This window comes from Bradyrhizobium sp. WSM2254 (assembly GCF_000472645.1).
Taxonomy (GTDB): domain Bacteria; phylum Pseudomonadota; class Alphaproteobacteria; order Rhizobiales; family Xanthobacteraceae; genus Bradyrhizobium; species Bradyrhizobium niftali.
Window position 1 is genome coordinate 1 of record NZ_AXAB01000073.1, and the last position, 24,660, is coordinate 24,660.

Consider the following 24,660-nt stretch of genomic DNA (forward strand, 5'->3'; position numbering starts at 1 on the left):
TCGATCGCGACGTCGGCTACCCTTTGTCCGTCGGTCGGAATGTAGGCATCAAGCCACACTGCCGATGAGACGCGGTCCCCGATGCTTTCGAGTGCGCCCGAGCCGACAAAGCCACCATAAGACCATGCCACGAGGCAGACGTCCTCGAGACTGTCCCATTTGATCAGGTTGACGACGTCGGCGATGTGTGTNTCCAGATTGACGTCCTTGCTCAGCAAATGCGAGCGATCGGCCAAACCCGTGAGTGACTGAGCGAACACTCTGTGGCCACCCTGCTCGAGCCGGTCAGTGATCCGGCGCCATATCCAGCCGCCGCAAAAAGCGCCGCTGACAAAGACGAAGGTCTTTCGCGCCGATTGGGCACGGGCGGCACCGATCACGCCGGAGGCAGCTGCTGCCGCGAGACCGCCAGCNGCAGCGCTGCGAAGCATGCGGCGGCGAGTAACGTGAAAGTTTCTCATCACGCGTATCTCCCTCAGTTGCGNAATCTGCAACCATTAGTCGTTTACCATAAAGAGTTGCTACCAAAGTGACAAGGTAAGCAGACATCCCAACTGTCACCCGTTAGGGTGATGCAACTCAATGTCGTCGTTCTAATATTCTTCGCGACTGCCGGTCCATCAAAGTCCCGATGGAGCGCAAACTCTCGAGCTTTCCTGCAAGGACGTTGACGCATGTGCCGCCCAAGGCCTGGCAGTTTGCCAAAGCGCGAGACGAGGAAGTGATCTTTGAGATTACCGGGATCGGACCAACAACTATCGAATCCCGAGGATGATCCACGGAAGAAAAATGATGTTCGGGCTCATTTCCGCTGTTGACCCAAAGCGATCATTAGCTGACTCCATCTCGCGCTCGCGCCGATCTGGGGCACGTGGCTCAGCTGGGATGCCTTCGGGCGCAACGAACGCCACGCGGCGACTCGCCGAAGCGAGCTCGGAACAGGCGATTAAAATGCGAAACATCCGAGAAGCCGACCTCTAAGGCGATATCGGAAATTAGCCGCGCGCTGGCGCGAGCCTCGGTGAGCAGTTTGAGCGCTCGTTGGAGGCGCAACTCGTTCACGTAACCGGTGAACGATGATCCTGATGATGCCATCAGGCGCTGTAGATAGCGAGGTGAGATGCCCTGGCAACGAGCTACCATCTCGACGCTGAGCCCTGGTTCCTGAAAGTGTGTCGTTTGCGGTAGGATAGACTGCTCGGAACGCATCCATTGCGCTGCACTGCTCACCAAGGTATGAGAGCGTCATGGATTGCTGCGCGCGGAACAGGGGCGGGGCGCAGACCATTCATCATCCGCTCGTTGAGAGTCCCCGACCTCGTGTCTGCGCGCGTAGTCAAGACCGCCGCGTCGATATCGAGGTCTTCAGGTGAGATCGCGATTTCGCAATCTCCCGCGGCGGATCGCCCAGCGTTCATGGCTATGGCGCATCACGCGATCAAGCGCCGCCGGTGAACCCAAGGTCTTCTCGGGGACGCAGGCGATGACGGCATTGCGATCCTCGACGAATTGCTCATCGACGATCCATGTCCGCAATTCTTCACCGGCGAGTCTGGCTGCGATCCGGTCGGGTGTAGGATCGATGTCGTGTGCGACCGTTACGTTCATCACGATCCGGCCGCCGGGTGCCAGACGGGCGCGGATGGCTTCGCAGGTCTCCGCGTCAAACTCCTCCGCGTATCGGAATCCCGGTCCACCGACGTCGATCGCAATGCCGTCGTAATATGCGCGGTCATCGAATACGAATTTTCGAAAGTCGGAAACGATGCAGGGCAGATCGTCCGGTAGATCGAAATACCTATGCGCGAGCACGAAACTGATCGGGTTGATGTCGACGATGGTCAATCTCTTGCCGAGACGCCACAGCCGTGTCGCGAGATTTCCGCCGCCACAACCCAGGACGAGGATCTGTTCGGACCGAGACAGAAGTTCGTCCATGAGCTTCACATAGGTGAAGACACTTTCTCCGTCGGGCGTGGCCTGACTTTGCCTTACGCCCTCCTCGAAGTACACGCGTGTTCCATCCCATGAACACTCGACGATGTCGATCTGTCCGTTCGTTCCTTGATAACGCCCCAGCAGTTTCACGGCAGACAAAGACCTTAAGATATGGCATTAGAACGCATGCTTTAAACATCTCTTATCATGTAATTTGCTAAGAACCAACCACTTCGGGTGCCGTTGATAGTATTTCCCGTATTCTTCGATAGAAATTCGACACAGGTTTCTGGCCGCAATCCGGTTCAAGCAGCGAGAACTGGCGGTGATATATTTTGTATCTAGATTGATGCTTGAAGCGGTAATTTGGATGGTGTAGATATATTCGATGAGAAATTTGCCGAAGGCCGCCATTTCATGATCACGGCCAATCAACTCAGGGCCGCTCGCGCGCTCCTGAATATAGACCAGCGGCAGACGGCCGAACTCGCCGGTCTCTCGGTCCCCACCATTCAGCGCATGGAAGCAAGTGACGGAGTTATCCGTGGGAATGTCGATTCTCTGATGAAATTGGTTTCTGCCCTGGAGAATGCCGGGATCGAATTGATCAATCCGGGGGTTACGAGTTCGGCCGGTGGTCGAGGCGTCCGTCTCAGGGAGCACGTCGCGAAGCCGAAAATGAAGAACATGAAGCAGTCCAAGCCCTCTACGCCGCGGAGTTTGGAACGGGTGCGATGACTCCTCGAGCCATTCGAACGACGGGTTTCTCGATCGAGGATGATGAAAACGCTGAAGACAAGCGTACTTGCAAGCGGTTTCTCACGCCTTGAGGCGCCTAGTGGCACTGCACATTGATTATGACCGGTTGGTCTTGGGGGCAGAGTAGCTCTGGCAGCAATTTCGGATCAACGAGGATCTCGATGCTGCGAGAGGTCCTTGGCTGCCTTCTGACGAGGCAAGCGTCAGCACCATCTGGTGAATCGACGGCGGGCTGACGCGGAAATATTCCTGCATGTCGGTTTAGGCCGGGGGCCCGCGATGCAGCCGGGTATAGAGGGATAAAAGCCAGATCCTGCCTCTGCTTGGACGTGAAGGTTTTTGCCGCAGGACTTACGCCGGCCATCCGATTCAGTTGTTCGTGTGTGCCTCGAACGAGGAGGCACGCCACGAATGTACGCTATCGGGTCGAACTCAGGCGAATCGAGCGTACCGAACTCAGGGCGCTGCTCCGCGGCGGCAAGCATGCGTCCCGCAAGCTCAAGCACGCACGGATTTTGCTGGCCGCCGATGGCGGAGCCAGCGATGAGGCCGACGGCGTTGGATCGCGACTAGACGCGGTGGAAACGTCATCCCGATATTGTGCGAAAAGGATCGGCGTTGTCGCAAGGACTATCCCGGTCTGAACGCACCCTGCGATCACGCCGGCTTGGAAGAGCCGAAGGCGCCGCCAGAGCCTCAAATGGAATTGGTGTTCTTGGCCGCCTGATCGAGTAGGGCGAGAAGTCCTTGCAAGATCGTGATGGGCGGCGGAGGACAGCCGGGAATATGTAGATCGACGGGAACCACCTGCGAGACCCCTCCTACCACCGCATAGCTGCCGGCAAAGCAGCCGCCATCCCGGGCGCAATCTCCGACGGCGACGACCCATTTCGGATTGGGGGTCGCATGATAGGTGCGCTCCAACGCGTCGCGCATGTTCTTCGTCACCGGTCCGGTCACCATCAACACATCGGCGTGACGCGGCGACGCAACGAACCGGAGACCGAAGCGCTCGACGTCGTAATAGGCATTGTTCAACGCGTGGATTTCAAGTTCGCATCCGTTGCAAGATCCGGCATCGACCTCGCGTATCGAGAGGCTTCGGCCGAGGCGCCGTCGTGCCGCGCGACCGACGGCAGTTGCGAGCTCGGTCACCGCGGCATCGTCCGGTGACGGTGCTTGCTCGGTGAACGGCCGGCGAAACAGGCTCTCAAAAAGCAGCTTGCGCATCTGGTGCCGTTCCTCAGAGATCGTGGCCCGAATAGGAGCAATTGAAGGATTTGTTGCAGAGCGGGAAGTCGGCGATGATGTTGCCCTCGATCGCGGCCTCTAGAAGCGGCCACTGAAACCACGACGGGTCGCGCAGATGGCATCGTTCGACCTTGCCATCCCGCAAGCGGAGCCAAACCAGAACGTCGCCGCGAAATCCCTCGACGATCGCCATGCCTTCCCGCGCCTCCCGCCGATGCCCCGCATGCGTTCCCAGCGGGCCATCGGGAAGCCGGTCCAATATCTGGTCGATCAGCAGAAGACTCTGTTCAACTTCGCGCACGCGGATCCAGACGCGAGCATTGACATCACCCTCGTTCAGGACCGGTACATCGAAGCGCAGTGCGTCATACGGCGCATACCCAAGTGTCCTGCGTGCGTCGAATGAGCGGCCGGACGCGCGGCCTACGTAGCCTCCAACGGCATACTGCCTAGCCAGAGCGGCCTTGAGTACGCCCGTATCGACAGTACGATCCTGTAGCGATGCCGTATTGTCGTAGAGCTCGACTAAAGCAGGAAAGCGCAACCGGATGGTATGCAGCGTCGTCCGGATGATTTCTCTCCCTTCCTCAGTGAGGTCGCGGGTCACGCCGCCGGGTACGATGATATCACGCATCAATCGATGGCCGAATGCGGTATCGGACGCGCGCAGGATGCTCTCTCGCAATACGCCGCAAAGGGCGTGCATCAGCGTAAAGGAGGCGTCGTTGCAGATTGCGCCGATGTCGCCGAGATGATTGGCGAGCCGTTCGAGCTCTGCGAGCAAGGCACGCAGCCAAACCGCGCGATCGGGCACGACAAGCTGTAAGGCTGCTTCGGCCGCTCGCGAAAACGCAAAGGCGTAGGCGACTGTGCTGTCGCCTGACACGCGTCCGGCGAGCTGGACAGCCCGTGCAAGATTGGCTCCAGTCATGAGCCCCTCGATACCCTTGTGGGTATATCCCAGCCGTTGCTCCAGCCGGCCCACGGTCTCACCGCTGGCCGTAAACCGAAAATGCCCCGGTTCGATAATTCCCGCGTGCACCGGACCGACCGCGACCTGATGCAGACCGTCGGCCTCCACCGACAGGAAATGATAGGGGGATGCCTTCGACAACGCGTTGATGCGGTTTCCCAAGGGGAAGCGAACGGCCCAACAGTCGTGATCGAACCACGGGCGAGTGTCGGGCAAGCCTTCCGCTGACAAACCAAACAGATCGTTGATGGCGCGCTCCAGTCGAAGCGCCGGCGGGTGGTGTTTGCCGACCGAAGGATAAGTGCGGTCGGGGCAATCCAGGCTGACGGTGGCGACTTCTGCCGTATGTCCATCCATAATCGCCATGTGCACCGTTGAGGGTTCTCCCCAAAGGCCAAGCAGGCTCCAGCGTCCATGTGCCAGCTCGCTTGCCGCAAATGTCCAAACGGAAGCATCGACTGTAGCTCGCGGCCACGGGCTGTGTTGTTGGACCGGGCGGCCCTCCAGCATGAGATCGATCAGCGATGGCATATCCTGTTGATCTCCAAACTATCCAAGTAGGCGTGCCACGTGTTGGAACCATGTGACGAGCGGCGCCGGAAGATAGAGTCCCGCAATCAGAACCAGCGAGAGATGGGCAAACATCGGCACGTAGGACGCCTCGGCTGACTTGGTGCTGCCTCGAGGTTCGCCAAATGCGACGCTCGTCAGGCGCAACGTCAAAGCGCCGAACGCCAACAACAGCCCGAACACCAGCACGATCGCGAGCAGCGGCTGGCGTGCGAAGGTCGAGCTTACGACCAGGAATTCGCTCATGAAGATGCCGAGCGGCGGCAAGCCGGCGATCGCGACGACGCCCGTTACCAGACCCCAGCCGAGCGCCGGATGGGTCGCGGTCAAGCCCCGGATCCGGGAGATTCGCTGGGTGCCCTTGATCTGCGATATATGCCCGACGGCGTAGAAGATCGCGGACTTGGTCAGGCTGTGCATCACCATGTGCAGTAGCCCTGCGAAATTGGCGAGCGGGCCGCCCATGCCGAACGCGAACACGATGATGCCCATGTGCTCGATCGAGGAATAGGCGAACAGCCGTTTGATGTCGCGTCGGCGGTAGAGCATGAAAGCGGCGAAGAGGAGCGAAACCAGGCCCATCGTCACCATCAGGGGGCCGGGAGCGATTGCCGCCGGATTGGCGGCGAGCAATATCTTGAAGCGCAATAGCGCGTAGAGCGCGACATTCAGCAGCAGCCCCGACAGTACCGCCGATATCGGCGTCGGACCTTCGGCGTGGGCGTCGGGCAGCCATGCGTGCAGCGGCGCCAGACCGACCTTGGTGCCGTAGCCGAGCAGCAGGAATATGAAAGCGACGTTGAGAAGCGCAGGATCGAAATTCGCGGCATGTTGGATCAGAAGTGTCCAGACCATGCCGTCCTGCCCCTCGCCCATGACTGGACGCGCCGCCATATAGACCAGGATGGTACCAAAGAGGGCGAATGCGATGCCGACACTCCCCAGAATGAAATATTTCCATGCCGCTTCCAGAGCGGCGTGGGTACGATATATGCCGACCATCAGTACCGTGGTGAGCGTCGCAATTTCCACCGCGACCCACATCAGCCCGATATTGTTCGACACGAAAGCTAGGTTCATGCCGAACATCATGGTCTGATACATGGCGTGGTAGAAACGCAGATAAACCGGTGTCAACCGCCCAGCCTCCAGTTCATGCGCGATGTAGCTGGCGCTGAAGATGCTGGTCGTGAATCCCACGAAGGTGTTGAGCACGATGAAGACGATGTTGAGATCGTCGACGAGCACGTACGGCCCCGGCGGCGGACGTTCGATGACGAACAACGAGAGGGCCGAAAGAAATGTCGCCAGGCTCGCCACGACGTTCAACCGGGCCGTCAGCCGGTAACCCGGCAGAACGGCGAGCAGCGCTGCCGAGCCGATCGGAATTACCAGGATGGCTGCGACCGAATCGAAGGAAGCTATGTTCATCGCCGTTCGCCCCGGTAGTCATCGAGCGCGGAGACGTCAACGGAATCGAAACGTTCGCGGATCCGGAACAGGAAGATGCCGATGACGATGAATGCGATCAGGATCGAGAAGGCGACGCTGATCTCAACCACCAGCGGCATGCCCTTGGCGCCGGTTGCCGCCAGCACCAGCCCATTCTCGAGCGACATGAATCCGACGACCTGGCTGACGGCGTTGCGACGGGTTACCATGACCAGAAGTCCGAGCAGCACGACCGACAAGGCAAAAGCGAGATCCTCGCGCGCCAATGGATCGGCCTCCGCGGTCACCCGCAGCATCAGCACCATTGAGAGGGCAACCAGTGCCATCCCGGCCAGCATGGTGGGGCCGATCCCCACGGCGGACTCGATGTCACGATGTATCCCAAGCTGCTTGACGATGCGATGCAGCGCCACCGGAATGACGATCGCCTTGAAGACGAGCGCGATTGCAGCCGTGATGTAAAGATGAGGCGCGTCCTGGACAAAGGCCTGCCAAGCGACGGACAGCGCGAGCACTAGGGCATGAAGCGCAAAAACGTTGAGCAGCGAATAGAGCCTGTCCTGGTACAGCATCATGAAGCTGATCAGGACGAGCCCGCCGGCCAGCGTGTGCGAGACGTCGAAGGAGAGGCTGTGCATCTGCATCAGAAGCTCTTTGACACGAACAGGAGGAGGGTGCCGAGCAGGCCCAGCATGAGGGCCGCACCGAGAAATTGCGGAACACGAAAGACCCGCATTTTCGCCGTGGCGGTCTCGAACAGCGCGAGGAAAAAGCCGGCAACCGCGAGCTTGACGAGGTAGGCGACGGCGCCGATGGCATAGGAAAACGGCCCGGTACCGAAGACTGCTATCTTCCAGGGAAGGAACACGCACGCGATCAGCGAGACATAGAGCAACAGTTTGAGGAAGGCGCCGAATTCGATCATTGCGAGATGGCGACCGGAATATTCGAGAACCATCGCTTCGTGCACCATGGTGAGCTCCAGGTGCGTTGCGGGATTGTCCACCGGTATTCGCGCGTTCTCCGCGAGCGCCACCATGATGAGCGCGATCATCGCCATTCCCAGCGATACCCGTAAGCCGACATAGGACGAGGCCATGAAATTTGCGACCGTCGAAAGTTGGGTCGAGCCGGCAATCAGCGCCGTGCAAAATACAAATAGCAGCATCGCCGGCTCCGCAAGCGCCGCTATCATGACTTCGCGGCTGGAGCCGATGCCGCCAAAACTGGTGCCGACGTCCATCCCGGCGAGCGCAAGAAAGAAGCGTGCACTTCCCAGCAGCGCCACGATGGCAATCAAGTCCGCCGTCCAGTTGAAGAGGAGACCGGTAGCGAACGTCGGCACCAGGGCGGCGGCAACCCAGATCGCGGCGAAGGTTACATAGGGTGTCACGCGGAACAGCCAGGAGGCGTTGTCCGCCAGCACCACTTCCTTGCGGAGCAATCGCAGGAGATCAAGATACGGTTGAAAGACCGACGCTCCCTGGCGACGCACCAGGCGGGCCTTTATCTTGCGCACAAAGCCGGTCAGCAGCGGCGCCAGCAGTAGCACCAGAAGCATCTGCATGCCTTGCACAAGAATGTCCGACATCACGACCATATCGCGAGAACCAGAAGGAGAGTGACGAGGGTCGCAAAGACCAGGCTGAGATAGCGCCGGATGGTCAGGAACTGTAGGCGATTGAGTTTATCGGCAGAGAAGCCAACGGCGCCTGCTATCGGCTCATACATTCGCTCCCAGATCAGATCGTGCAATTCGATTCGCAGGCGCGCTGGCCTGATATCCCCGGGGGGCGGCATCTCGACATGATCGCGGGCGTGGAACACGAGCGTACCGAAGACGCGGCGGATAGGCTGAGCGAAGCTTCCGCTCGAATATTGGGCCGCGGGTGTCGGATCGGAAAAGCCACAGCCCCAGGCCGGCCCCCGCCTTAAGGCACGAGAGGCAAAGCGATGAATAAAGACGACGGCCGCTGAAGCGGATATCGCGATGAACACCATAACAAGCAGCCCGTTGTATGAACTGCGACTCTCCGCAATCGGCGCGATCGAAAGCCAGGGTTCGTTGGCCTGGATCGGCATGCGGCCGCCGAGGATCTGTAGCGTGATCGGCGAAAGCGCGTCGATCACCAGTCCCGGCAGAATTCCGGCCAGCAAGCAAAGTGCGGCGAGGATGAACATTGCCGAAAGCGAGTAGCGGTCGACTTCCTCTGCGGTTTCCGCCGCCACGCCGCGCGGACGCCCGAGAAAGGTCACGCCGTAGGCCTTCACGAAACACGCCGCTGCCAACGCAGCCGCCAAGGCCAATAGAGCTCCGACCGCAGGCACGGTGATCTTCAGCGCCCATTGCGGCAACTCCGGGCTCTGCAATACAGCCTGGAACATGAGCCATTCCGAGACGAAACCGTTGAAGGGCGGAAGCGCTGAGATCGAGACACAGCCGACGAGAACGGCAAAGCTTGTGTACGGCATGCGATGAATGAGGCCACCCAGCTTGTCCATGTCCCGTTCGCCGGTCGCGGTCAGCACGGCGCCGGCGCCGAAGAAAAGCAGACTCTTGAAGAAGGAGTGATTGAGAACGTGAAACAGAGCCGCAGCAAACGCGAGCGCGGCCTGTAGTTTCAGGCCGTTGGCCTGGAAGGCCAATGCAAGGCCGAGGCTTGCGAAGATGACGCCGACATTTTCGATCGTACTGTAGGCGAGCAGGCGCTTGAGGTCCTTTTCCATCATCGCATACAAGATCCCCATTACGGCAGTGAGGCCGCCAAGAGAAAGCACGATCACACTCGCCCACCAGCTCGGCTGTCCCAGGAGATCGAATACCACGCGAATGAAGCCGTAGATCGCGACCTTGGTCATGACGCCGCTCATCAGCGCCGAGACGTGGCTCGGCGCCGCGGGATGCGCGAGCGGCAGCCAGACGTGCAGCGGCACCAGGCCGGCCTTTGAACCGGCGCCGAGCAACATCAGGATCAACACCAATGTGGCCACGTAGGGCGTATGTTGAGCCGTGCGAATGGCGGCAAATTCGTAGTCTCCCGCCGGCCCCGCCAAGAGGCCGAAGGCTAGCAGCAAGGCGAGTGTGCCGAAGCTCGCCATGACGAGGTAGACGTAACCGGCTTTCGCGTTGCCCGGTTCACGATGATGCGCCATGACGAGCGCCCAGGACGCGAGCGACATGAATTCCCAACAAAGCAGATAAGAAAACGCATCACCCGCCAGCACCACAAGATTCATTCCTGCCAGAAAGGCGGGGAAGAAGGGCAACACGCGCTGCGGCGCCTCCTCATGATGACCGTAGCCGAGACCATAGAGGCTTGCCGATGCCCCTCCGAGATTGACGACGACGAGAAAGAACGAAGCCAGTCCGTCGAGGCGGAAATGGGCGCCAAGCCACGGCAATCCGATTGGCAGAATCAGATCGGCGGCGTTCGCGGTATCGCCCAGCAACCAGTGAATGGATCCTATCAATGCAATCGCAGACGCGGCTAATGTCGCGCCGTAGATGATGGTCGTGGCGATCGTTGAGCGGCTCAGAACAATCGCCAGAACTGCGGATCCAAGCATTCCGGCAACACACAGCATTTGCAGAACGACAGCCGACATTACCTGCGCGCCTTCATTCCGCTTGATGCTTTGTTCTCTATCTGATTGTTCAAATAGATCTTTGCCGATCCGGAATTGACTTTCAGCCGCACCCCGCGCCCCTCGGCGCTACTGACAGCCCCTTCGTCGATCAACTCAATGCCGGCGGTGTCGAGAGCTGTAATCAGCTTCACCAGCGAATCGACATTGCCCCGAACCATGGCCTCACTCGCCTCCATACGTTGGATCGTTGGCACTGAAAGCCCGGACAGTTCTGCAAGCCGTCGCTGATCGATGCCGAGGAGGATCCTGGCCGCCCGCAATTGAGCCGCTGTGATCATCGGATCGCCCCACCACCGGGATTCGAACGAATACCCCACATCATCCCTGCATCGTAACTAGTCATGTTATTATGTCAATATATGATATTTAAAACATCTAAATTAAACGGAATGTCGTTGGCGCGCAGACGGAATCTGATCCTAGTGCGTCGAGGTCAACATGAGCTCGAAATCCGCGTACAAATTCATCGACCGCACGTTTGATGTTGTTGTCGTCTGCGCGGGCGGTGCCGGTTTGCGCGCCACCGGGGGCGCGGTCGAGGCGGACTCGACGACCGCACAATGGTGTTTCCGACAGACAGCTATACCGTTGCTGGCCGATGAGTGGGCCGAGCAGATTCGGCTCACAACAACGGCAGGCCGTCTTGATCCCGATCAAACTTGCGCTTGTCGTCTGGGCCAATATGCGAACTTTGCCGGGAGCCAACCGTGCTGGACTTGCTCAATGCTCATCGCATCATGAGCATTTCCACTAACCGTTCAGACGAGGTGGCCACAGACTATCGATCGCTACTCAATGACGGCTTCCTGCTTTTTTGCGGAACAGGGCGGTACGAGCCGAATCATCCGCCACGGCATTCTGGTACGCCTATGCAGATCTGGTCTCGGCTTACGGAGGCAGCGGGCAATTGGAGCCGGCGCGGCAGAGCTTGACTGAATTGAACAAGATCCGACCAGATTTCACGATCCAGTGGTTCCGTGAGTTTGGCTACGGATACTCAAGCAACCCGCAGTTTCGTCGGGAATTTGATGAAATTCTCGATGGGCTAAGGAAGGGAGGCGCGCGGGAGCAATATCGTGAAGGCTATTCGCTTGCCAACATTGGCGACCTTCCATCTCGAATCGGCGGAGTCGCTCTCCGGAGCCAACTCCATGGTCGCGGTCGCTCTTGTCGTCGTGAAACGGAGCCCGGAGTGCCTAGGAGTCCGGGTCCCGCAACCGTAACGGCACCTGAGCGCGCTCTTGCTGCTCGGCACGTCGGCAACTCTATCCGCGCACCTGTAAGCCCGCATTGACCCATCTCAACCCGGGTGACGAGCTTTGGCGGTGACGGGGCGCGGTCTATTTGAGCGTGCGGATGTAGTCCGCCAGATTCGCGACTTCGGTCCGGTTCAACGACAGCTTCGGCATGTTCGGATGCGGCGCCAGCAGGAGGAAAGCCAGCTTGTTCTGGTCGAACTCGGGCATCTTCGCGAAGGTGGCGAACGGCGGCGCCTGATCGGATGTTTTCGTCTGGTCGTTCTCGACGAGATGGCACGCTGCGCACCAGCGTTTTGCGATATCCTTGCCCTGATCGGCGTCCGCCGCCGCGGCCGGCGCGACCATCGCGAGCGCGCAAACCGTGGCGAGCGACAATCCGAATGCTTTCGACATACGAGGAGTCCTTTAGGATCTGGCGTCACCGTGACGTCTTCCACGTGATGCAGCAGAAAGACAAGTTGTCCGCCGTCGTCGTGGACCGGCGTGTTGATCGGCTGCCAATGGCGCTCCACGAAGGAACCGGCCGTGTCCTTGATGTCGTAGCGCTGGACGGCCATGGCGTGCGGCCTTCCGGTTTGCGCGACCGTCTTCAGCGAATTGTACAGGTTTGTGACCCCGTCCGCGAAGGGTTGGTCCGGATCGTCCGGGAAGACCTCGAACAGTGAGCGTCCGAGGATGTCGGCTCGACTTGTAAGGGTCACGGCGGCATACGCGGCGTTCACGTCGACGATCTGCAGCCCGGGTCCGGGATCGAGTAGCAGATAAGGATGTGGCGAGGTTTCGAAGTCCGCGAGAAACTCCTCCCGGATCCGCGAAGCGTCGACCTGTTGTCCGCGCCGGGAGCTGAGGGAGCGTCGGCCCCGACGCTCGCGGCATCGAGCACCGCCAGTTCGCGCAACTGACTGGCCAGCAGTTTTTCCAGCGTCCTCCGCTGGATGGAGTCGGGCGCGTCTTCCAGCAACTTGCGGAAATGCGCGATGTTCTGCTCGCAAATGAACTTCTTCATGTTTCCGTCGGTCGGGTGATGCGGGGCCCACCCGCCGCGATCCCGGCGCAGCCTTGGGCCCGTTCGGTCCGATGAAGTGACGGAAAGATGCCACGGGACGCAAGGAGCGTCCAGCGGCCGCGTGCGGCGTGAGATTTCTCGACCGCGTCGCGTGCGGCTTCTTCCGAACAATCCCGTGTAGAGGCAGATCAGCAACAACAAGAAGTGAACGGTTGCTCGCCACCCCGGCCGTCAGGTTCTGAGTTCGGATACCGCGCCTGCGCGGTAACTTCCGGCCTCGCATTTCATTCCTCCGAGAGCCCAGAGGCTCGAATTGCTCACGCTCGCCGAGGGGTTTGCCGACCATGTCGCCGAGCGGTCTCCTCACACGATCTTGAACCGCAGCGGCGCTATCCCCGGCACGTTTCCTCGGAAGCCGGGTTATTGCCTTCGGGGCCTTCAAGCGCGCTGCAGCATGCCTCGTACCAATCAAATTCCGTTTTGCCCGCGTTGCAGGACGCCGATGACGTTGGCCACGCCTCGAACAGGCAAAGGGTCTCCAGTTTGGCGATGTTTCAAATGCGAAGCGGTGGATTGATTCCGGTTTGAGCCGCGGTCCGGTGCGCCGAAGATCATCGACCAATCTTGATTGTAGCGCGCTCAAGTCGTCCGGCATCTCGCCGAACTTCCGGATCACCTTGGCGTCGCCGAAGTCGCCGCTGGCCGGATCTCCGGTCCGCGAGAAGGCGACCGCGCCCATGACGCCGGGCTTGCGCGAGAGGGTCTCGGCGCGCATCACGGCGGCGGTGGCTGAGAGGCACTCCGTCGCCTCGCCGGCGGCGATTCGATCGTCGGCGGCCACGAAGGGCAGGGCGACGTAGTAGGTGACGTTCATCGCGGTTACTCGTTGCGGTCGCGCGACCGATCGAACCGGCCTCGCGCATAGCCGGTAGAGACCGACGTTCGAAGCTCGAGCTCGGCCTCGAGAAAACCGTTGGCCACCAGCAGCGCTTTGACCGCCTCCCGGGCGTCCCCGCCGCAGGCCGCGATGGCCTAGTCGGCGGCGAGTTCGATATCGCCCGCGGAGGGCGCGGCGGGTTCGGCTGCAGCGGGCATCATAGATGTTCGTGCTTTATTCGACGCAAGCTCAGGCGCATCGGTCGCGTGGTGCTGACCAACCGCGAGCACATCATCGCGCTGGAGCCGATGGACAAGGGGCTCGTCGGCACCCTGCGGCGCTACCCCTACGAAGTACGCTCAGCGCTGGAATATTTCGACGAGATCCAGGACGTGAAGGTCACGAAGGACATGGTCGATCTCGCCAGGCACATCGTGAATCAGAAGGCCGGTCGGTTTGACCCTGCCAAGTTCGAGGACCACTACGAGACCGCGCTGATCGACCTCATCAACAGCAAGCGCAGCGGCAAGCCGATTACTCCGAAGGAGAAGTCCGCATCGACCAACGTCGGCGACCTGATGGAGGCGCTGCGCCGAAGCGTCGGCGGCGCTGCGGCAGAAACCAAGGCTCCGAAGAAGCCGGCCAGGAAGCCGCGGAAGGCGGCGGCCGGCCAGAAGGAAATGCTGATGTCGATCGCTGGCAAGAACCTGCGAAGGAGGCGGCGGCGAAGAGGCCGGCGGCCAGGTCGCAGCGGAAGTCGGCCTAGCAATACAGGCGCTGCGAGTCCGGCCGAGATCTAGCCGAACAGGTGCGCAAGCCAATACGCCGCCCCTGCCGCCAATCCGCCGACCAGGAGCGTTTGCATCGCCGATTTGATCTTGCTGACCCCGGTGAAATGCCCTTTGACCGCCCCGAAGCAAAGCAGGGCCGCACCGGTCGCTGCGACCGAGATCTGTAGGGCTGTCCCGATGTCCTTCGTGAACATGTAGGGCACGAGCGGAATCAGGCCGCCCACCACGTACGAGCCGCCGATCGTTGCAGCGCTGATGGGCGCGCGCTTCGAATCTGAGCGTTCCAGTCCCAGTTCGAAACGCATCATGAAGTCGACCCATCGCTGCCTGTTTGACGCGACCGCGCCGACGACATACTTCAGCGTGTCTCCTTCGAGTCCGTACTCGCGAAATATCTGCTCCACCTCGTCGATCTCCTTGTCGCGCAGTGATCGATTTCATGGTGTTCGCGCTGTTCTTCGGCGGCGTAGTGCTCCGCGTCGGTGCGCGCGGCGAGAAACCCGCCGAGGCCCATCGCGATGGCGCCCGCGACCACCTCGGCGAGCCCCGCGGTGACGATCACGTCCGTGTTGGCGACGGCCGCGGAAAGGCCGGCCGCCAGCGCGAACGGCACCGTCAAGCCGTCGGCCATCCCGATCACGACGTCGCGGACGCTTTCGGAGGAGGTGAAGTGCTTCTCGATGTGCGGGGTGGCTGGCACAGGGGTGCTCCAGGTTGGAATCGCGGGTCGAGTTCGAAGAGGGCCGCCTATTCGGCGGCCCTCTTGCGGCCTGAGATCATGGACGCGACGAGATTTTCGCGATGCTCGAAGCTCGCGATCAGCACGCCAAGAACGTGCGCCACGACGAGGCCGACGGTCAGGTCGGCCAAAAATTCGTGGACGTGTTCGACCAGTTTCGAGCCCCAATAGGCGTCCGTCGTCATCATGTAGCCCGTGGCGCATGTGCCGGCCAGTGCGACGAGGAGAGCGACGATCATGGCTCCGCCGGCCGGGTTGTGTCCGATATAGCGGGGCGCCCTGAGCAGAGCGACGTCGCGAAGATAGGCGAGCACCTCGCGCGGCGGGCGAACGAAACTCGAAAATCGCGCATGCTGCGGACCGACGAAGCCCCAGACGATGCGGATCGCGAGAAGGCCTGCGATGGCGTAGCCGGCGGCGACGTGCACCCGCTCGATCTCGTCGCCGGTGGCGTAGGCCAGAACGAACAAGGCTGCCAGCGACCAGTGGAAGATCCGCACGAACGGATCCCAAACCTTGACCGTGGCCGGCGGCGTCGCGCCGCCGGCTCCGATCGTGTTGCTCACGGTTCTCATTTGCGAACCACTACATCTGGCCGATGATCTGGCCGTTGGTCGGGTCGACGAACAGCTCGACCCGATGGCCGTTCTTGTCGAGCGTGTAGAGCTCACCGCAGGCGTTCTTGAGCTTGGCCTTCTGGACCTTGTAGCCTTGGGCCTCGACCTTGGCCTGCAACTGCGCCATCGGCAGCCACGGGGCCTCGGGGGCCGACGTACACGGCTTGCCGAGGCTGCCGGCCTGGGCGGAGGCCGCCCCGAGCGTCACGGCGGCGACGGTAAGAATGGCGATCTTGCGCATAGGTATCTCCTGACGGTGGCCGGCCGCACCATGCGCCGGCGATGTGGGGCAACCTGCCAGAAGCGGGCTGACCGACGCCTGTTGAGGCAAGTCAGCTAATTGTCAGGTGATATCTGACATCCATATCTTTCGGATGACGAGTTGCTTCATGGCCTTACGCCCGCACCGACTTCGGACCCTGATGCTTGCTACCGCCGTCATGGTTGCGGGCGGCGGGGCGCCGGCATTCGCCCGCGATCACGACGACGCACGACGAGCTGTCGAGGCAGGCGAGATCCGCCCGCTCGCAGACATTCTGAACGCCGTCAAAAGCAAGCTCCCTGGCGACGTCGTCGGCGTGAAGCTCGAACGAGAAGCCGGCGTCTGGAAGTACGAATTGCGGGTGGTCGACGAGAAGGGGCGGCTATTCGAGATCCACGTCGATGCCCGCAGCGGCGAAGTCGAACAAACCAAGGAGAAGTGATGCGCGTGCTTGTTGTCGAGGACGACCCGCGGATCGCGTCCGATGTCGCGCGCACACTCGAAGCCTCCGGCTACGTGGTTGAGACCGTCGCCAACGGCGAGGAAGCCTGGTTCCTCGGCGATACCGAAGATTTTGGAGCCGTCATCCTCGATCTCGGCCTGCCGGGCATGGACGGCCTCGCGGTCCTGAAGCGCTGGCGAGCCAATGGACGGCACATGCCCGTTCTCATACTCACGGCGCGGGCTAGCTGGGCGGAGCGCGTCGACGGGATCGATGCCGGCGCCGACGACTACCTGCCGAAGCCGTTCCGGATGGAGGAGTTGCTGGCGCGGCTGCGGTCTATCGTGCGGCGCTCGGCGGGACATGGCTCCTCGGTCATGACCGCCGGCGAGATCGTGCTCGACGAGCGGCAAATGAAGGTGACGCGCCGCGGCGTGCCGATCACGCTCTCGCCGCTCGAGTACAGGCTGGTCGCCCATCTCCTCCGGAATCGCGGGCGGGTCGTCTCGCAGCAGGAGATCGACGAAAACGTCTACGGCCACGGCGAGGAGCACGACTCCAACACGCTCGAGGTGCTGGTCGGCCGCGTGCGCAAGAAGCTGGGTGCGGATGCCATCGAGACGCGGCGCGGCTTCGGCTATCTGATGCCCGAGAAGCCCGCATGAACCGGCATTCGCTCAGGCTGCGATTGGTCGCAGGCGGGGTCATTGCGATCCTGATCGCGCTCGCGGTCTCAGGAGGCGCGCTCGTCGTGGTCTTCGAACGGCACGTCTCGCGCACCCTCGCTCAGGACCTTGACGTCCATCTGAAGCAGCTTCTCGCCGGCATCGACGTCGACCCGCAAGGCAAGCTGGTGTTGACGCAGACGCCAGTCGATCCGCGGTTCGCGGATCCTCTGTCGGGGCTCTACTGGCAGGTCAGTGACGATCACGGGCGGAGTCTCCGCTCGCGGTCGCTGTGGGATTCCGCCATGACGCTCCCGGCCGACCGGTTGGGGCCTGGCGAAACCCATCAGCACGAAGCCACGGGACCCGGAGGCCAGCGCGTGCTGGTCGCCGAGCGCGCCGTCACGCTTTCCGCGGACGGGAAGCCGGTGATCGTCCGTCTCGCCGTCGCCGAGGACCTGGCGAGGGTGTCGGCCGCGACCTTGGCGTTCGCCAAGGACCTTGCGATCGCGCTCGTTCTGCTCGGCTGCGTGCTGGCCGCTGCGACGTGGGTCCAGGTCGGTGTCGGTCTGCGTCCCCTGGCAGCGCTGCGCCGCGGAGTGGCGGATATCCGGGCGGGCCGAACCAGGCATCTGCCGTCCTCGGTCCCGACCGAAGTCCGTCCCCTCGTCGAGGAAGTCAACGCACTGATCGATGCGCAAGAAGGCGAAATCGAACGGTCCCGCGGACGCGCCGCGGATCTGGCGCATGGGCTGAAGACGCCGCTCGCAGCGCTCGCGGCCGATGCGTCACGCCTCCGTGAACGGGGCGAATGCGACGTCGCCCAGGACATCGAGGCCGTCGGCGAGGCGATGGGGCGCCATGTCGACCGCGAGCTCGCCCGGGCGAGGGTCCGCGGCCGCGCTAGAGGTAGCGCCCCAGCGTCCACTTCCGTGAAACCGCTCGTGGGATCCATCGTCGCGACTTTGTCGCGCACTCCCGACGGCGGGCGAGTGAGGTTCGAAAACCTGATCGCCGACAGTGTTAGCGTCCCACTCGACAGAACCGACCTCGCGGAAATCCTCGGGAATCTGATCGAGAACGCCGCTCGGCACGCCGCGGGATGCGTCCGCCTCACGGTCGATGGAAGCCGGCCGTCCATTGCCGTCGAAGATGACGGTCCGGGCATTGAACCTGCCCACCTCTCGCGCGTGTTGGAGCGCGGCATCCGCCTCGACGAGCAAGGTGGCGCAGCGGGTCTGGGTCTTGCCATCGTGCAGGACGTTCTGGACGCGTACGGATGGGGACTGGAGCTCTCCACATCGGAGCTCGGCGGTCTGAAGGCGGCAGTCGCTCCGAGACCTGCGCTGCTCGAGAAGCGAAGCGGTCCAGCCGAAAATGCGGCTCCGTCCACAACTGTTGCGCAGCAAGTCTGACGGTTTGCTGACATCGGCCGTCAGCGGCTTGAGGGCCGGGCTGGAGTAACGGTTGCGCATGCGGCAGACGCCGCGCCTCCAAAACGAGAGATCACAATGCGCAAGCCAGTCATTTACGCCGCCATCGCCCTGTTCGCCGCTTCGTCTGGCATCGCTTTGGCGGAAGACGCCGATACCTCTTTCCACAGGACCTCGCGAACCGGGGCGATGGCGGCGGACCAGCTCAAACGGCAGATCGACGCCCTCGGTTACGATCTCGGAAGCTTCGAGCTGGACGACGGTGCCTTCAAAACACGCATTGTCGACCGTCAAAGCGGACTCCCGGTGAAGGCGAAGTTCGACACCGTCACCGGCAAGTTGCTCCGGGCTGCTCCCGGTTCTCGATGACCGTCGCTGCCGGCCGGGGGGACCGGATTCTTACGGTCCCCCCGGTGCGTGATCATTTACGATCCGGGACTACATTTGCGTTCGATGGAGAGCGACTACGATTCTCAAGGGCAAGCGGAAGCGGCGATAAAGCTTGCCATGGCCGCCGACGGCACGGAGCGGCAACGCCTGATCGGGTTAGCCATGGCCTGGTTGGAACTCGCCCGTTCGCGCCCGGCTACGGCATCCTGTCGGAGTAGCGAACAGGCGGCCTAGCGGGGCGCCGGAATTCTCGGCGCTCGATCGCGACGATCCTCCGGCGAGAGTTCCGTCACCCCCGATGAAACTCTGCCGGGATCGTAAGGTAGGCATGGGTCGGCCGCAGCTTGCGGCGCCTGGCGATCGTTTCGCGGCCCGATCAGCCATTGCGCGGGGTACAGGCTATCCAGCGGCTTGCTGGCCCATTTTCAGAAGCGGCCGAAGGTGTCATCACAGATCCTCCCGCAGTCCCTTGAAGATGGGGTGACGGACTTTTCCTTCCGACTTGGCTCGGTACTCGATCTCCGCGAGGAGCTTGGGCTCGACCCAGATGCCCTTGTGCGCGATCCGCTTGGCGTAGGGCTGCGTCTTCCGGATCAGCGGCTTCAGCCGCTTCTGTAGGGCGGCGGCGGAGGCCTTGTCGAAACCGTGGTCGACCTTGCCGGCGTAAACGAGTTCGCCGCCCTTGCGGCGCCCTAAATAGATGCCGTCCCACTTGCCCTCGTCGAGCGCGAAGCCGGCGATGGTGAGCGTCTCCCGCTGCGCGCAGGCCTTCTTCACCCAAGTGTTGCCGCGGCCGCTGACGTAGGCGCTGTCCAGCAGGCGTGCGCGAACATCTCGCGCCCGTCGATCTCGAAGCTCTCGCTGAACTGGACGTCTGTGCCCGCGATGATCTTCTTCAGTTCACGGCTGCTCCCGGCCGCTCAGGCTCAAATCCACATTCGAACCAGGTCGTCCATGTGACAAGCTTCCATTCGGTCGAGTCCGCTATCCCAATGCTGTCGGGCGAGTGAGATCAAACGGGCAATCAGCCGCCAGCGGGTCGCATCTAACCTGTCTCGGATTTGATCTGTCGCAAATAGTGACGCCGGCCCGGAGACTATACTCCGGTTAGTTTATGGAGCGCTGTCATGATCATCGAGCGCTTATCCCAAGAGCATCGCAACATTGAGAAGTTGCTCGCCATCCTCGAGCGGGAACTTGACGTATTCGACCGCGGAAACCGTCCTGACTACGAGGTCATTCACGCGGTGATCAGTTACTTCGAAGTCTATCCCGAGGTTTATCATCATCCCCAGGAAGATTTGGTCTTTGCCAAGCTGAGAGCGCGAGATCCAGTTGCTGCTGCGAAGATCGGTGATCTAGCTCGCGAACACCAGAAAGGGGCCCAGCTTTTACGCCGCGTCGCTCAGGCTGTCGACAGCGTACTTGCAGACCGTGAAATTCTTCGTGAGGATGTGGATATCGTCGTTCGCGATTTTATCGCGCACGAGCGCCGTCACATGATGATGGAAGATCGCGATTTTTTCCCTGCGGCACTCAAGGTTCTTAAGCCTCAAGATTGGACTGAGATCGCTTCGGCCGCCACAAGTCACGAGGATCCCCTGTTCAGCGATGTTGCCGAAGAGCGGTTTGACGCACTGCGAGCACATATTTTGCGACTAGAGCAGGAGGCTGAAGCCGAGCGAAAGTAGTCGGGATGGTGTCGCTCAGTGGCACCCTACCCGAACGACGCCGCGGTCAGGCGCGCAAAGGAGATTACGAGTTGCTCCCGCGCTTACATGCGCTTGCGGCTCGAAGCAGGAGGCTCCGATGCCAGTCGACACCGACAATCTCCAGTCGGCCATTCGCTGTGCGTTGCTGACGACGCGCGCTACGGCTCTCTGTCCTTTCCATCCAGAAGTGATCATTCGCGTCGGAGACGACGCCGCGGAAACCCATGCATATTACCGCGCCAGAAAAATCATCAAGAGTGACGGCACATACTGGGAGCATGAGGATCTCACGGACGAGATTGCGCGCCAACTCACAGATGCGGCCGACGGCGCGTGTCCTCGATGTACGCAACTGGTTGATTCCCATAACTAACGGCCCGCGCATGAAAATCATGCGTACGATTGCTGGATCCGACCTCCTTTATCGCCGGCGCTCAGAACACTACCATGACGGCCCGGCACTAGGCTGAAGGAAAAATGGTGTCCGTATCCGTTCTGACACGATGAGGCCAAGCGGGGTGTTTGTCAGGCCGCCAGTTCGGTTTTGCTGTGGTCAATCCGACGACCGCGAAGATCGTGGTCGGGCAATTCAAAGAGGGCGGTTTTACTGCGTCAGATATCTATATGCGACAATCAGAGCCACCATGCTCGCGAAAATCAGCAGTGCCGAGAGGGATTTTCGGATCATTGGCCTCGTCGAATGGCGCGCAGCCGATGGAGCGGGCTGAGGTTTAGGCCGTCTCTGGAAGCGCACGACTTTGCCCTCTGTCGTTGGTGTGCGGGCCTTTGGTTCCGGGGCCGCGCCCACGCCTCCCATCTCGCTGTAATAAGCGCTGTAGACCTCGCGAACGGCCAGGGCCGTGGACTCGGCCTCGCTCATCGTCTCGAGTCGGGTTCGATAGTTAGTCAGAAAGCCCTGTGCGTTTGACGGAAGGTCATCGAAACCACCGAGCTTGGCCATCATGAGCCAAGTGGCAAAATCCGCCTCGGCCTTCGTGCGAGCTTTCTTGGCGATACTGGCGTTGGAGCTAGAGGACATGGTGGTCCGATTGGTTCGCCCGCCCAAACTCGCCGGCGTTCATGGCTATCGTTGGACAGTTCGCTTAGGTATCTCGGTTGACGTCAAGTGTCCCGCCTCGCGCCTGGCTTGGCGCGCCAGTGATTTGCCCTGCCGCCGAAGCCGCCAAGCGCGCTGGACCAAATTAAGGGGCTTGCCCGCCGGCATCGTTGATCCGACCAATCTACTCCTTTGCCGAAGTCGTGTATCTTGAACGAGCCGAAAAGCTCGCTCATAAAACCGTCATTGAAAGGTTGGTGGCCGTGGTCCGAAGCAAAACTGCCTCGCCAACTTGGAACGATGTTAGGACCGTGCTCTTAGACTTCGATCGCGCAGGCCTTCGGGGACTGGTGCAAGACCTCTACACTGCGAGCAAAGAGAACCGAGCATTCTTGCACGCCCGCTTGGGCTTGGGTCATGATCAGCTCCAGCCCTTCAAAGCAAATATTTCTACCTGGATATGCCCAGACTTAATGAACAACCGGTCCGTGTCGGTTTCAAAAGCCAAGAAGGCGATTGCGGACTACAAGAAAGCGATTGGTCGCCTGGAGGGGATGGCGGAGCTGTCGATATTTTATTGCGAAGAGGCATTCGGCTTTCTAGAATCCTGCAGCATGGAAGATGAAAGCTACTTTGCCGCTCTGATCCGCATGTATGGACGGTCCCTCGAATTTGTATCGAGCTTACCTGCTGCCCAGCGCGCCACCTACCTCGAGCGTCTCGACAAGCCTAGATCACGCGGGAGCCACGTCGGGTGGGGGCAGGATGAACTCAATAGCCTTTGGCACGCTGCCGCTCTAGACGAGCAACAGAGTGAATGACGGCTCCTTCTGTTGGATGAGGTAATCGACGAAGCGGCGCGAACATTCTACGGGGAGATTGCATGGCGCGCGCAGCTTGGCTTTACGGACTCGTCATGAAGCTTATTGCGCATCGTGGATGGTCCGCGGGTCCGGGTGAAAACTCGCTCGCCGCGTTCGCACGTGCCGCCCGTGACTGCAGAATATCTGGTGTCGAATTCGACGTCTGCCTTGCAGCGGATTCCGACACATTGGTGGTGTCACACGACCCGCCGCGTCATGTCGAGAATGCGCTTACCCTCGATGCGGCACTGTCGCTTCTTTCACCAACTGACTTTGAACTGTTTGTGGAGGTGAAGGTCTCTAGAGTCATCGAGAGGCTGGTTGCCCGCAACGTGGCCGGTCGCTCAGTCGTATTTGCCTTTGCCGCCGTCGCGAGATCCTTTCCGTGGGAGGCTGCGCGACCCGTGCGCCTGGGCATCATCGTCATGTACCCGTGGAACCTGAATCGAGCAGTGCGCAGGTTTGCGCCGGATGTCCTCCTGCTCGGCTGGGACGCGCGCGCTTGGACGCGAGTCGCTTTTCGCGCCTGGTGGTCCGTTTTCTCGCTTGAGCAGCTTGCGCAACGCCACCACGTGCCGGTTGTGGTAGGAATCGTGCAACGCATGGACGACCTTCATTGGCTCTCGCGGCAGCGCCTCTACGGGGCGGTTACCGACGTCGACCGCACTATCGGCCGCAGCGCCAGACCTGATTAGGCCGGCGCAAACCCGTTCTTCGCCCGTGAAATATTCGAAAGCGGCTGACAGATCGGCCTGATCTGGCGTGGCCGGCTTTTTCGGTGACGTCGCCTTTTGGCCCTAAACGACGGTTTGCGCGACGCCTGAATATTTCCGAAGTTGAGGGTAGTCCGCACTTTGGCTGTTAACGGCGCTAAACCGGACGCCACGCGGATAGCCCAATTCGGTCGAGAATGACCCCGCCACTTCGAGCCGCCCTGAGGGGATCTTGGTGGTTGGGCGGGGTCAGGCAGTGTGGCATAATCCACGACGTGGACCCGTTAAGTCCATTGCTTCTTTGTCAAAGGAGAATCGCCATGTCCACGTACATGCTTCTCTGCAATTTCACCGAGCAAGGTGTTCGGACCATCAAGGAAATGCCGCAGCGTCGAGCGGCCGCCAGGGAGTTGGGCAAAAAGTTTGGCGTTGACATCAAGGCCGGCTATCTCGCCATGGGAACATATGACCTCATCATCCACACCGAGGCCACCGACGATGAGGCCATGGCCAAGTTTCTCTTGTCGCTGGCCGCCATCGGGAACGTACGGACGACGTCGGTCAAGGTGTTCCCGGAAGCGGACGTTGACAAGATCATCGCGGGACTTGCGTAAGCTTAACGCAAATCAAAACGAAGGTCAGTTGTTGGCACATAACGTCGGCCAGCGCAGCGACATGTCTGAAGTTGACGGTAGACCGGAAATGACAAGCCGACCTTCAAAACAACGCTAATGACCCGAAGGCGACGTTCGGCCGGCGACCGCAATGATAGCCTTCGTGAGGATCAGGGCTATGACTTCCCACAGCCGGGACAATCGTCAGAGCGCGACTGTTTCCTCGACCACATGTTTCAGCGGCGTCCCCTCAGCTGACAGGGTCATTCGCAGTTTGAGCTTGCCACCCTTCACCTCCCCGCTACGCACTAGGTTCTCAATTTCACGCTGCGATGTAACTCCGACATGCTTCAGAAATTTACGGATAGCCATATTGAAGCGGTCTTCATCGAACTCGGCGGTCATGGCTGTTCTCCCTGATCGAGCAGGCAAAGTCTAACACGAGGCGAGCAATGACGAAACATCGAGGCCCCGCTCGCGTCGCCGCCGACTTCCTCCTCAACCTGATTGCCTGCAACCTCGGCCCGAAGCTGAAGACTACACCTGGAAGCGAAAGTCTCACTCAGTGGAGTGCTTCCGCTCGTGGCCCGTTTGAGACCTTGCGATGGGCACTGAAGATGTCCGCTCAT

Annotated in this window: 27 protein-coding genes and 5 pseudogenes; 12 read left to right on the forward strand and 20 right to left on the reverse strand. The window is 60.8% G+C overall.

Features of this window, described 5'->3' with window-relative positions:
* The 3 genes from A3M7_RS0136245 to A3M7_RS0136250 all read right to left on the reverse strand — a co-directional run.
* Positions 1–380 (reverse strand): alpha/beta fold hydrolase (locus tag A3M7_RS0136245; RefSeq protein WP_245284404.1); only part of this gene is annotated, 380 nt, incomplete at its 3' end.
* A 496-nt stretch (positions 381–876) separates the two neighbouring features.
* Positions 877–1,209 (reverse strand): helix-turn-helix transcriptional regulator, encoded by a 333-nt coding sequence (locus A3M7_RS47780; protein WP_371090248.1) that lies wholly within the window; start codon positions 1,207–1,209, stop codon positions 877–879.
* 156 nt (positions 1,210–1,365) lie between these two features.
* Positions 1,366–2,088, reverse strand: a complete 723-nt coding sequence (locus tag A3M7_RS0136250) for a spermidine synthase (protein WP_245284405.1) — start codon at positions 2,086–2,088, stop codon at positions 1,366–1,368.
* A 267-nt stretch (positions 2,089–2,355) separates the two neighbouring features.
* Between A3M7_RS0136250 and A3M7_RS0136255 the strand changes: the two genes are divergently transcribed.
* Positions 2,356–2,676: a helix-turn-helix domain-containing protein gene (locus A3M7_RS0136255; protein WP_011089086.1), complete on the forward strand. Its 321-nt coding sequence runs from the start codon at positions 2,356–2,358 to the stop codon at positions 2,674–2,676.
* A gap of 717 nt (positions 2,677–3,393) precedes the next feature.
* Here the strand turns inward: A3M7_RS0136255 and A3M7_RS0136260 are convergent.
* Genes A3M7_RS0136260 through A3M7_RS0136290 form a run of 7 tightly spaced genes read right to left on the reverse strand, consistent with a single transcriptional unit; the run spans position 3,394 to position 10,869 of the window.
* On the reverse strand, positions 3,394–3,927 hold the full coding sequence (locus A3M7_RS0136260) for an NADH-quinone oxidoreductase subunit B family protein (protein WP_027548286.1): 534 nt from the start codon (positions 3,925–3,927) through the stop codon (positions 3,394–3,396).
* Positions 3,928–3,940: 13 nt separating this feature from the next.
* Positions 3,941–5,452, reverse strand: a complete 1,512-nt coding sequence (locus A3M7_RS0136265) for an NADH-quinone oxidoreductase subunit C (RefSeq protein ID WP_027548287.1) — start codon at positions 5,450–5,452, stop codon at positions 3,941–3,943.
* A gap of 18 nt (positions 5,453–5,470) precedes the next feature.
* Complete coding sequence (locus tag A3M7_RS0136270; protein WP_027548288.1) at positions 5,471–6,922, reverse strand: hydrogenase 4 subunit F; 1,452 nt, start codon at positions 6,920–6,922, stop codon at positions 5,471–5,473.
* Positions 6,919–7,581: a hydrogenase-4 component E gene (locus tag A3M7_RS0136275; RefSeq protein WP_027548289.1), complete on the reverse strand. Its 663-nt coding sequence runs from the start codon at positions 7,579–7,581 to the stop codon at positions 6,919–6,921. Before A3M7_RS0136275 ends, A3M7_RS0136270 begins: the two co-directional genes overlap by 4 nt.
* 5 nt (positions 7,582–7,586) lie before the next feature.
* Positions 7,587–8,543 carry a respiratory chain complex I subunit 1 family protein gene (locus A3M7_RS0136280; protein WP_011089080.1) on the reverse strand — a complete coding sequence of 319 codons (957 nt, stop codon included), beginning with the start codon at positions 8,541–8,543 and terminating at the stop codon, positions 7,587–7,589.
* Positions 8,534–10,549, reverse strand: coding sequence for a hydrogenase 4 subunit B (hyfB, locus tag A3M7_RS0136285; protein ID WP_027548290.1), 2,016 nt, complete (start codon positions 10,547–10,549; stop codon positions 8,534–8,536). Before hyfB ends, A3M7_RS0136280 begins: the two co-directional genes overlap by 10 nt.
* Complete coding sequence (locus tag A3M7_RS0136290) at positions 10,549–10,869, reverse strand: helix-turn-helix domain-containing protein (RefSeq protein ID WP_027548291.1); 321 nt, start codon at positions 10,867–10,869, stop codon at positions 10,549–10,551. The genes hyfB and A3M7_RS0136290 overlap by 1 nt, the downstream gene beginning before the upstream one ends.
* 160 nt (positions 10,870–11,029) lie before the next feature.
* On the opposite strand from A3M7_RS0136290, the gene A3M7_RS49250 reads away from it, so the two are divergent.
* Complete coding sequence (locus tag A3M7_RS49250; protein ID WP_156937086.1) at positions 11,030–11,332, forward strand: hypothetical protein; 303 nt, start codon at positions 11,030–11,032, stop codon at positions 11,330–11,332.
* A gap of 599 nt (positions 11,333–11,931) precedes the next feature.
* On the opposite strand, the gene A3M7_RS0136295 is transcribed toward A3M7_RS49250, so the two are convergent.
* The 4 genes and pseudogenes from A3M7_RS0136295 to A3M7_RS50900 all read right to left on the reverse strand — a co-directional run.
* A complete protein-coding gene (locus tag A3M7_RS0136295) occupies positions 11,932–12,243 on the reverse strand; it encodes a c-type cytochrome (RefSeq protein WP_049823917.1) in 312 nt (103 codons plus the stop codon).
* Positions 12,244–12,332: 89 nt separating this feature from the next.
* A pseudogene (locus A3M7_RS50890) lies at positions 12,333–12,572 on the reverse strand (diguanylate cyclase); the annotation flags it as partial.
* Positions 12,569–12,856 (reverse strand): hypothetical protein, encoded by a 288-nt coding sequence (locus A3M7_RS50895; RefSeq protein ID WP_063629487.1) that lies wholly within the window; start codon positions 12,854–12,856, stop codon positions 12,569–12,571. The pseudogene A3M7_RS50890 and the gene A3M7_RS50895, both read right to left, overlap by 4 nt.
* A gap of 631 nt (positions 12,857–13,487) precedes the next feature.
* Positions 13,488–13,730 (reverse strand): annotated as a pseudogene (locus A3M7_RS50900) (hypothetical protein); the annotation flags it as partial.
* Positions 13,731–13,990: 260 nt separating this feature from the next.
* Here A3M7_RS50900 and A3M7_RS0136315 point away from each other — a divergent pair.
* A pseudogene (locus tag A3M7_RS0136315) lies at positions 13,991–14,499 on the forward strand (Ku protein); the annotation flags it as partial.
* Between the two features lie 30 nt (positions 14,500–14,529).
* Here A3M7_RS0136315 and A3M7_RS0136320 read toward each other — a convergent pair.
* From A3M7_RS0136320 to A3M7_RS0136330, 3 genes and pseudogenes are all read right to left on the reverse strand, one after another.
* Positions 14,530–15,155 (reverse strand): annotated as a pseudogene (locus A3M7_RS0136320) (VIT1/CCC1 transporter family protein).
* A 116-nt stretch (positions 15,156–15,271) separates the two neighbouring features.
* Positions 15,272–15,838: a cytochrome b/b6 domain-containing protein gene (locus A3M7_RS0136325; protein ID WP_027548294.1), complete on the reverse strand. Its 567-nt coding sequence runs from the start codon at positions 15,836–15,838 to the stop codon at positions 15,272–15,274.
* A gap of 10 nt (positions 15,839–15,848) precedes the next feature.
* Positions 15,849–16,121, reverse strand: coding sequence for a PepSY domain-containing protein (locus A3M7_RS0136330; RefSeq protein WP_027548295.1), 273 nt, complete (start codon positions 16,119–16,121; stop codon positions 15,849–15,851).
* A gap of 148 nt (positions 16,122–16,269) precedes the next feature.
* On the opposite strand from A3M7_RS0136330, the gene A3M7_RS0136335 reads away from it, so the two are divergent.
* From A3M7_RS0136335 to A3M7_RS0136350, 4 genes are all read left to right on the forward strand, one after another.
* Complete coding sequence (locus tag A3M7_RS0136335) at positions 16,270–16,584, forward strand: PepSY domain-containing protein (RefSeq protein WP_027548296.1); 315 nt, start codon at positions 16,270–16,272, stop codon at positions 16,582–16,584.
* Complete coding sequence (locus A3M7_RS0136340) at positions 16,584–17,249, forward strand: response regulator transcription factor (protein ID WP_027548297.1); 666 nt, start codon at positions 16,584–16,586, stop codon at positions 17,247–17,249. The genes A3M7_RS0136335 and A3M7_RS0136340 overlap by 1 nt, the downstream gene beginning before the upstream one ends.
* Positions 17,246–18,664, forward strand: a complete 1,419-nt coding sequence (locus tag A3M7_RS0136345) for a HAMP domain-containing sensor histidine kinase (RefSeq protein WP_027548298.1) — start codon at positions 17,246–17,248, stop codon at positions 18,662–18,664. The genes A3M7_RS0136340 and A3M7_RS0136345 overlap by 4 nt, the downstream gene beginning before the upstream one ends.
* A gap of 96 nt (positions 18,665–18,760) precedes the next feature.
* Complete coding sequence (locus A3M7_RS0136350; RefSeq protein WP_027548299.1) at positions 18,761–19,051, forward strand: PepSY domain-containing protein; 291 nt, start codon at positions 18,761–18,763, stop codon at positions 19,049–19,051.
* A gap of 468 nt (positions 19,052–19,519) precedes the next feature.
* Here A3M7_RS0136350 and A3M7_RS0136360 read toward each other — a convergent pair.
* A pseudogene (locus A3M7_RS0136360) lies at positions 19,520–19,974 on the reverse strand (DNA ligase); the annotation flags it as partial.
* 225 nt (positions 19,975–20,199) lie between these two features.
* Here A3M7_RS0136360 and A3M7_RS0136365 point away from each other — a divergent pair.
* Both A3M7_RS0136365 and A3M7_RS0136370 read left to right on the forward strand, forming a co-directional pair.
* The gene (locus A3M7_RS0136365; protein WP_027548300.1) at positions 20,200–20,763 is read left to right on the forward strand and encodes a hemerythrin domain-containing protein; all 564 of its coding nucleotides are present in this window, start codon (positions 20,200–20,202) and stop codon (positions 20,761–20,763) included.
* 118 nt (positions 20,764–20,881) lie between these two features.
* Positions 20,882–21,157 (forward strand): hypothetical protein, encoded by a 276-nt coding sequence (locus tag A3M7_RS0136370; protein ID WP_027548301.1) that lies wholly within the window; start codon positions 20,882–20,884, stop codon positions 21,155–21,157.
* A gap of 231 nt (positions 21,158–21,388) precedes the next feature.
* On the opposite strand, the gene A3M7_RS50905 is transcribed toward A3M7_RS0136370, so the two are convergent.
* A complete protein-coding gene (locus tag A3M7_RS50905) occupies positions 21,389–21,823 on the reverse strand; it encodes a hypothetical protein (protein WP_027548302.1) in 435 nt (144 codons plus the stop codon).
* Between the two features lie 368 nt (positions 21,824–22,191).
* Here A3M7_RS50905 and A3M7_RS45530 point away from each other — a divergent pair, with 368 nt between their 5' ends.
* The 3 genes from A3M7_RS45530 (at position 22,192) to A3M7_RS0136390 (ending at position 24,031) form a co-directional block, all read left to right on the forward strand.
* Positions 22,192–22,662, forward strand: coding sequence for a hypothetical protein (locus tag A3M7_RS45530; protein ID WP_198033882.1), 471 nt, complete (start codon positions 22,192–22,194; stop codon positions 22,660–22,662).
* 62 nt (positions 22,663–22,724) lie between these two features.
* Positions 22,725–23,399: a glycerophosphodiester phosphodiesterase gene (locus A3M7_RS0136385; protein ID WP_027548303.1), complete on the forward strand. Its 675-nt coding sequence runs from the start codon at positions 22,725–22,727 to the stop codon at positions 23,397–23,399.
* 338 nt (positions 23,400–23,737) lie between these two features.
* On the forward strand, positions 23,738–24,031 hold the full coding sequence (locus tag A3M7_RS0136390; RefSeq protein ID WP_027548304.1) for a GYD domain-containing protein: 294 nt from the start codon (positions 23,738–23,740) through the stop codon (positions 24,029–24,031).
* A gap of 204 nt (positions 24,032–24,235) precedes the next feature.
* Here A3M7_RS0136390 and A3M7_RS0136395 read toward each other — a convergent pair whose 3' ends face one another.
* Entirely contained in the window at positions 24,236–24,436 is a 201-nt protein-coding gene (locus tag A3M7_RS0136395) for a DUF6494 family protein (RefSeq protein WP_027548237.1), read from the reverse strand.
* Positions 24,437–24,660: the final 224 nt, after the last annotated feature.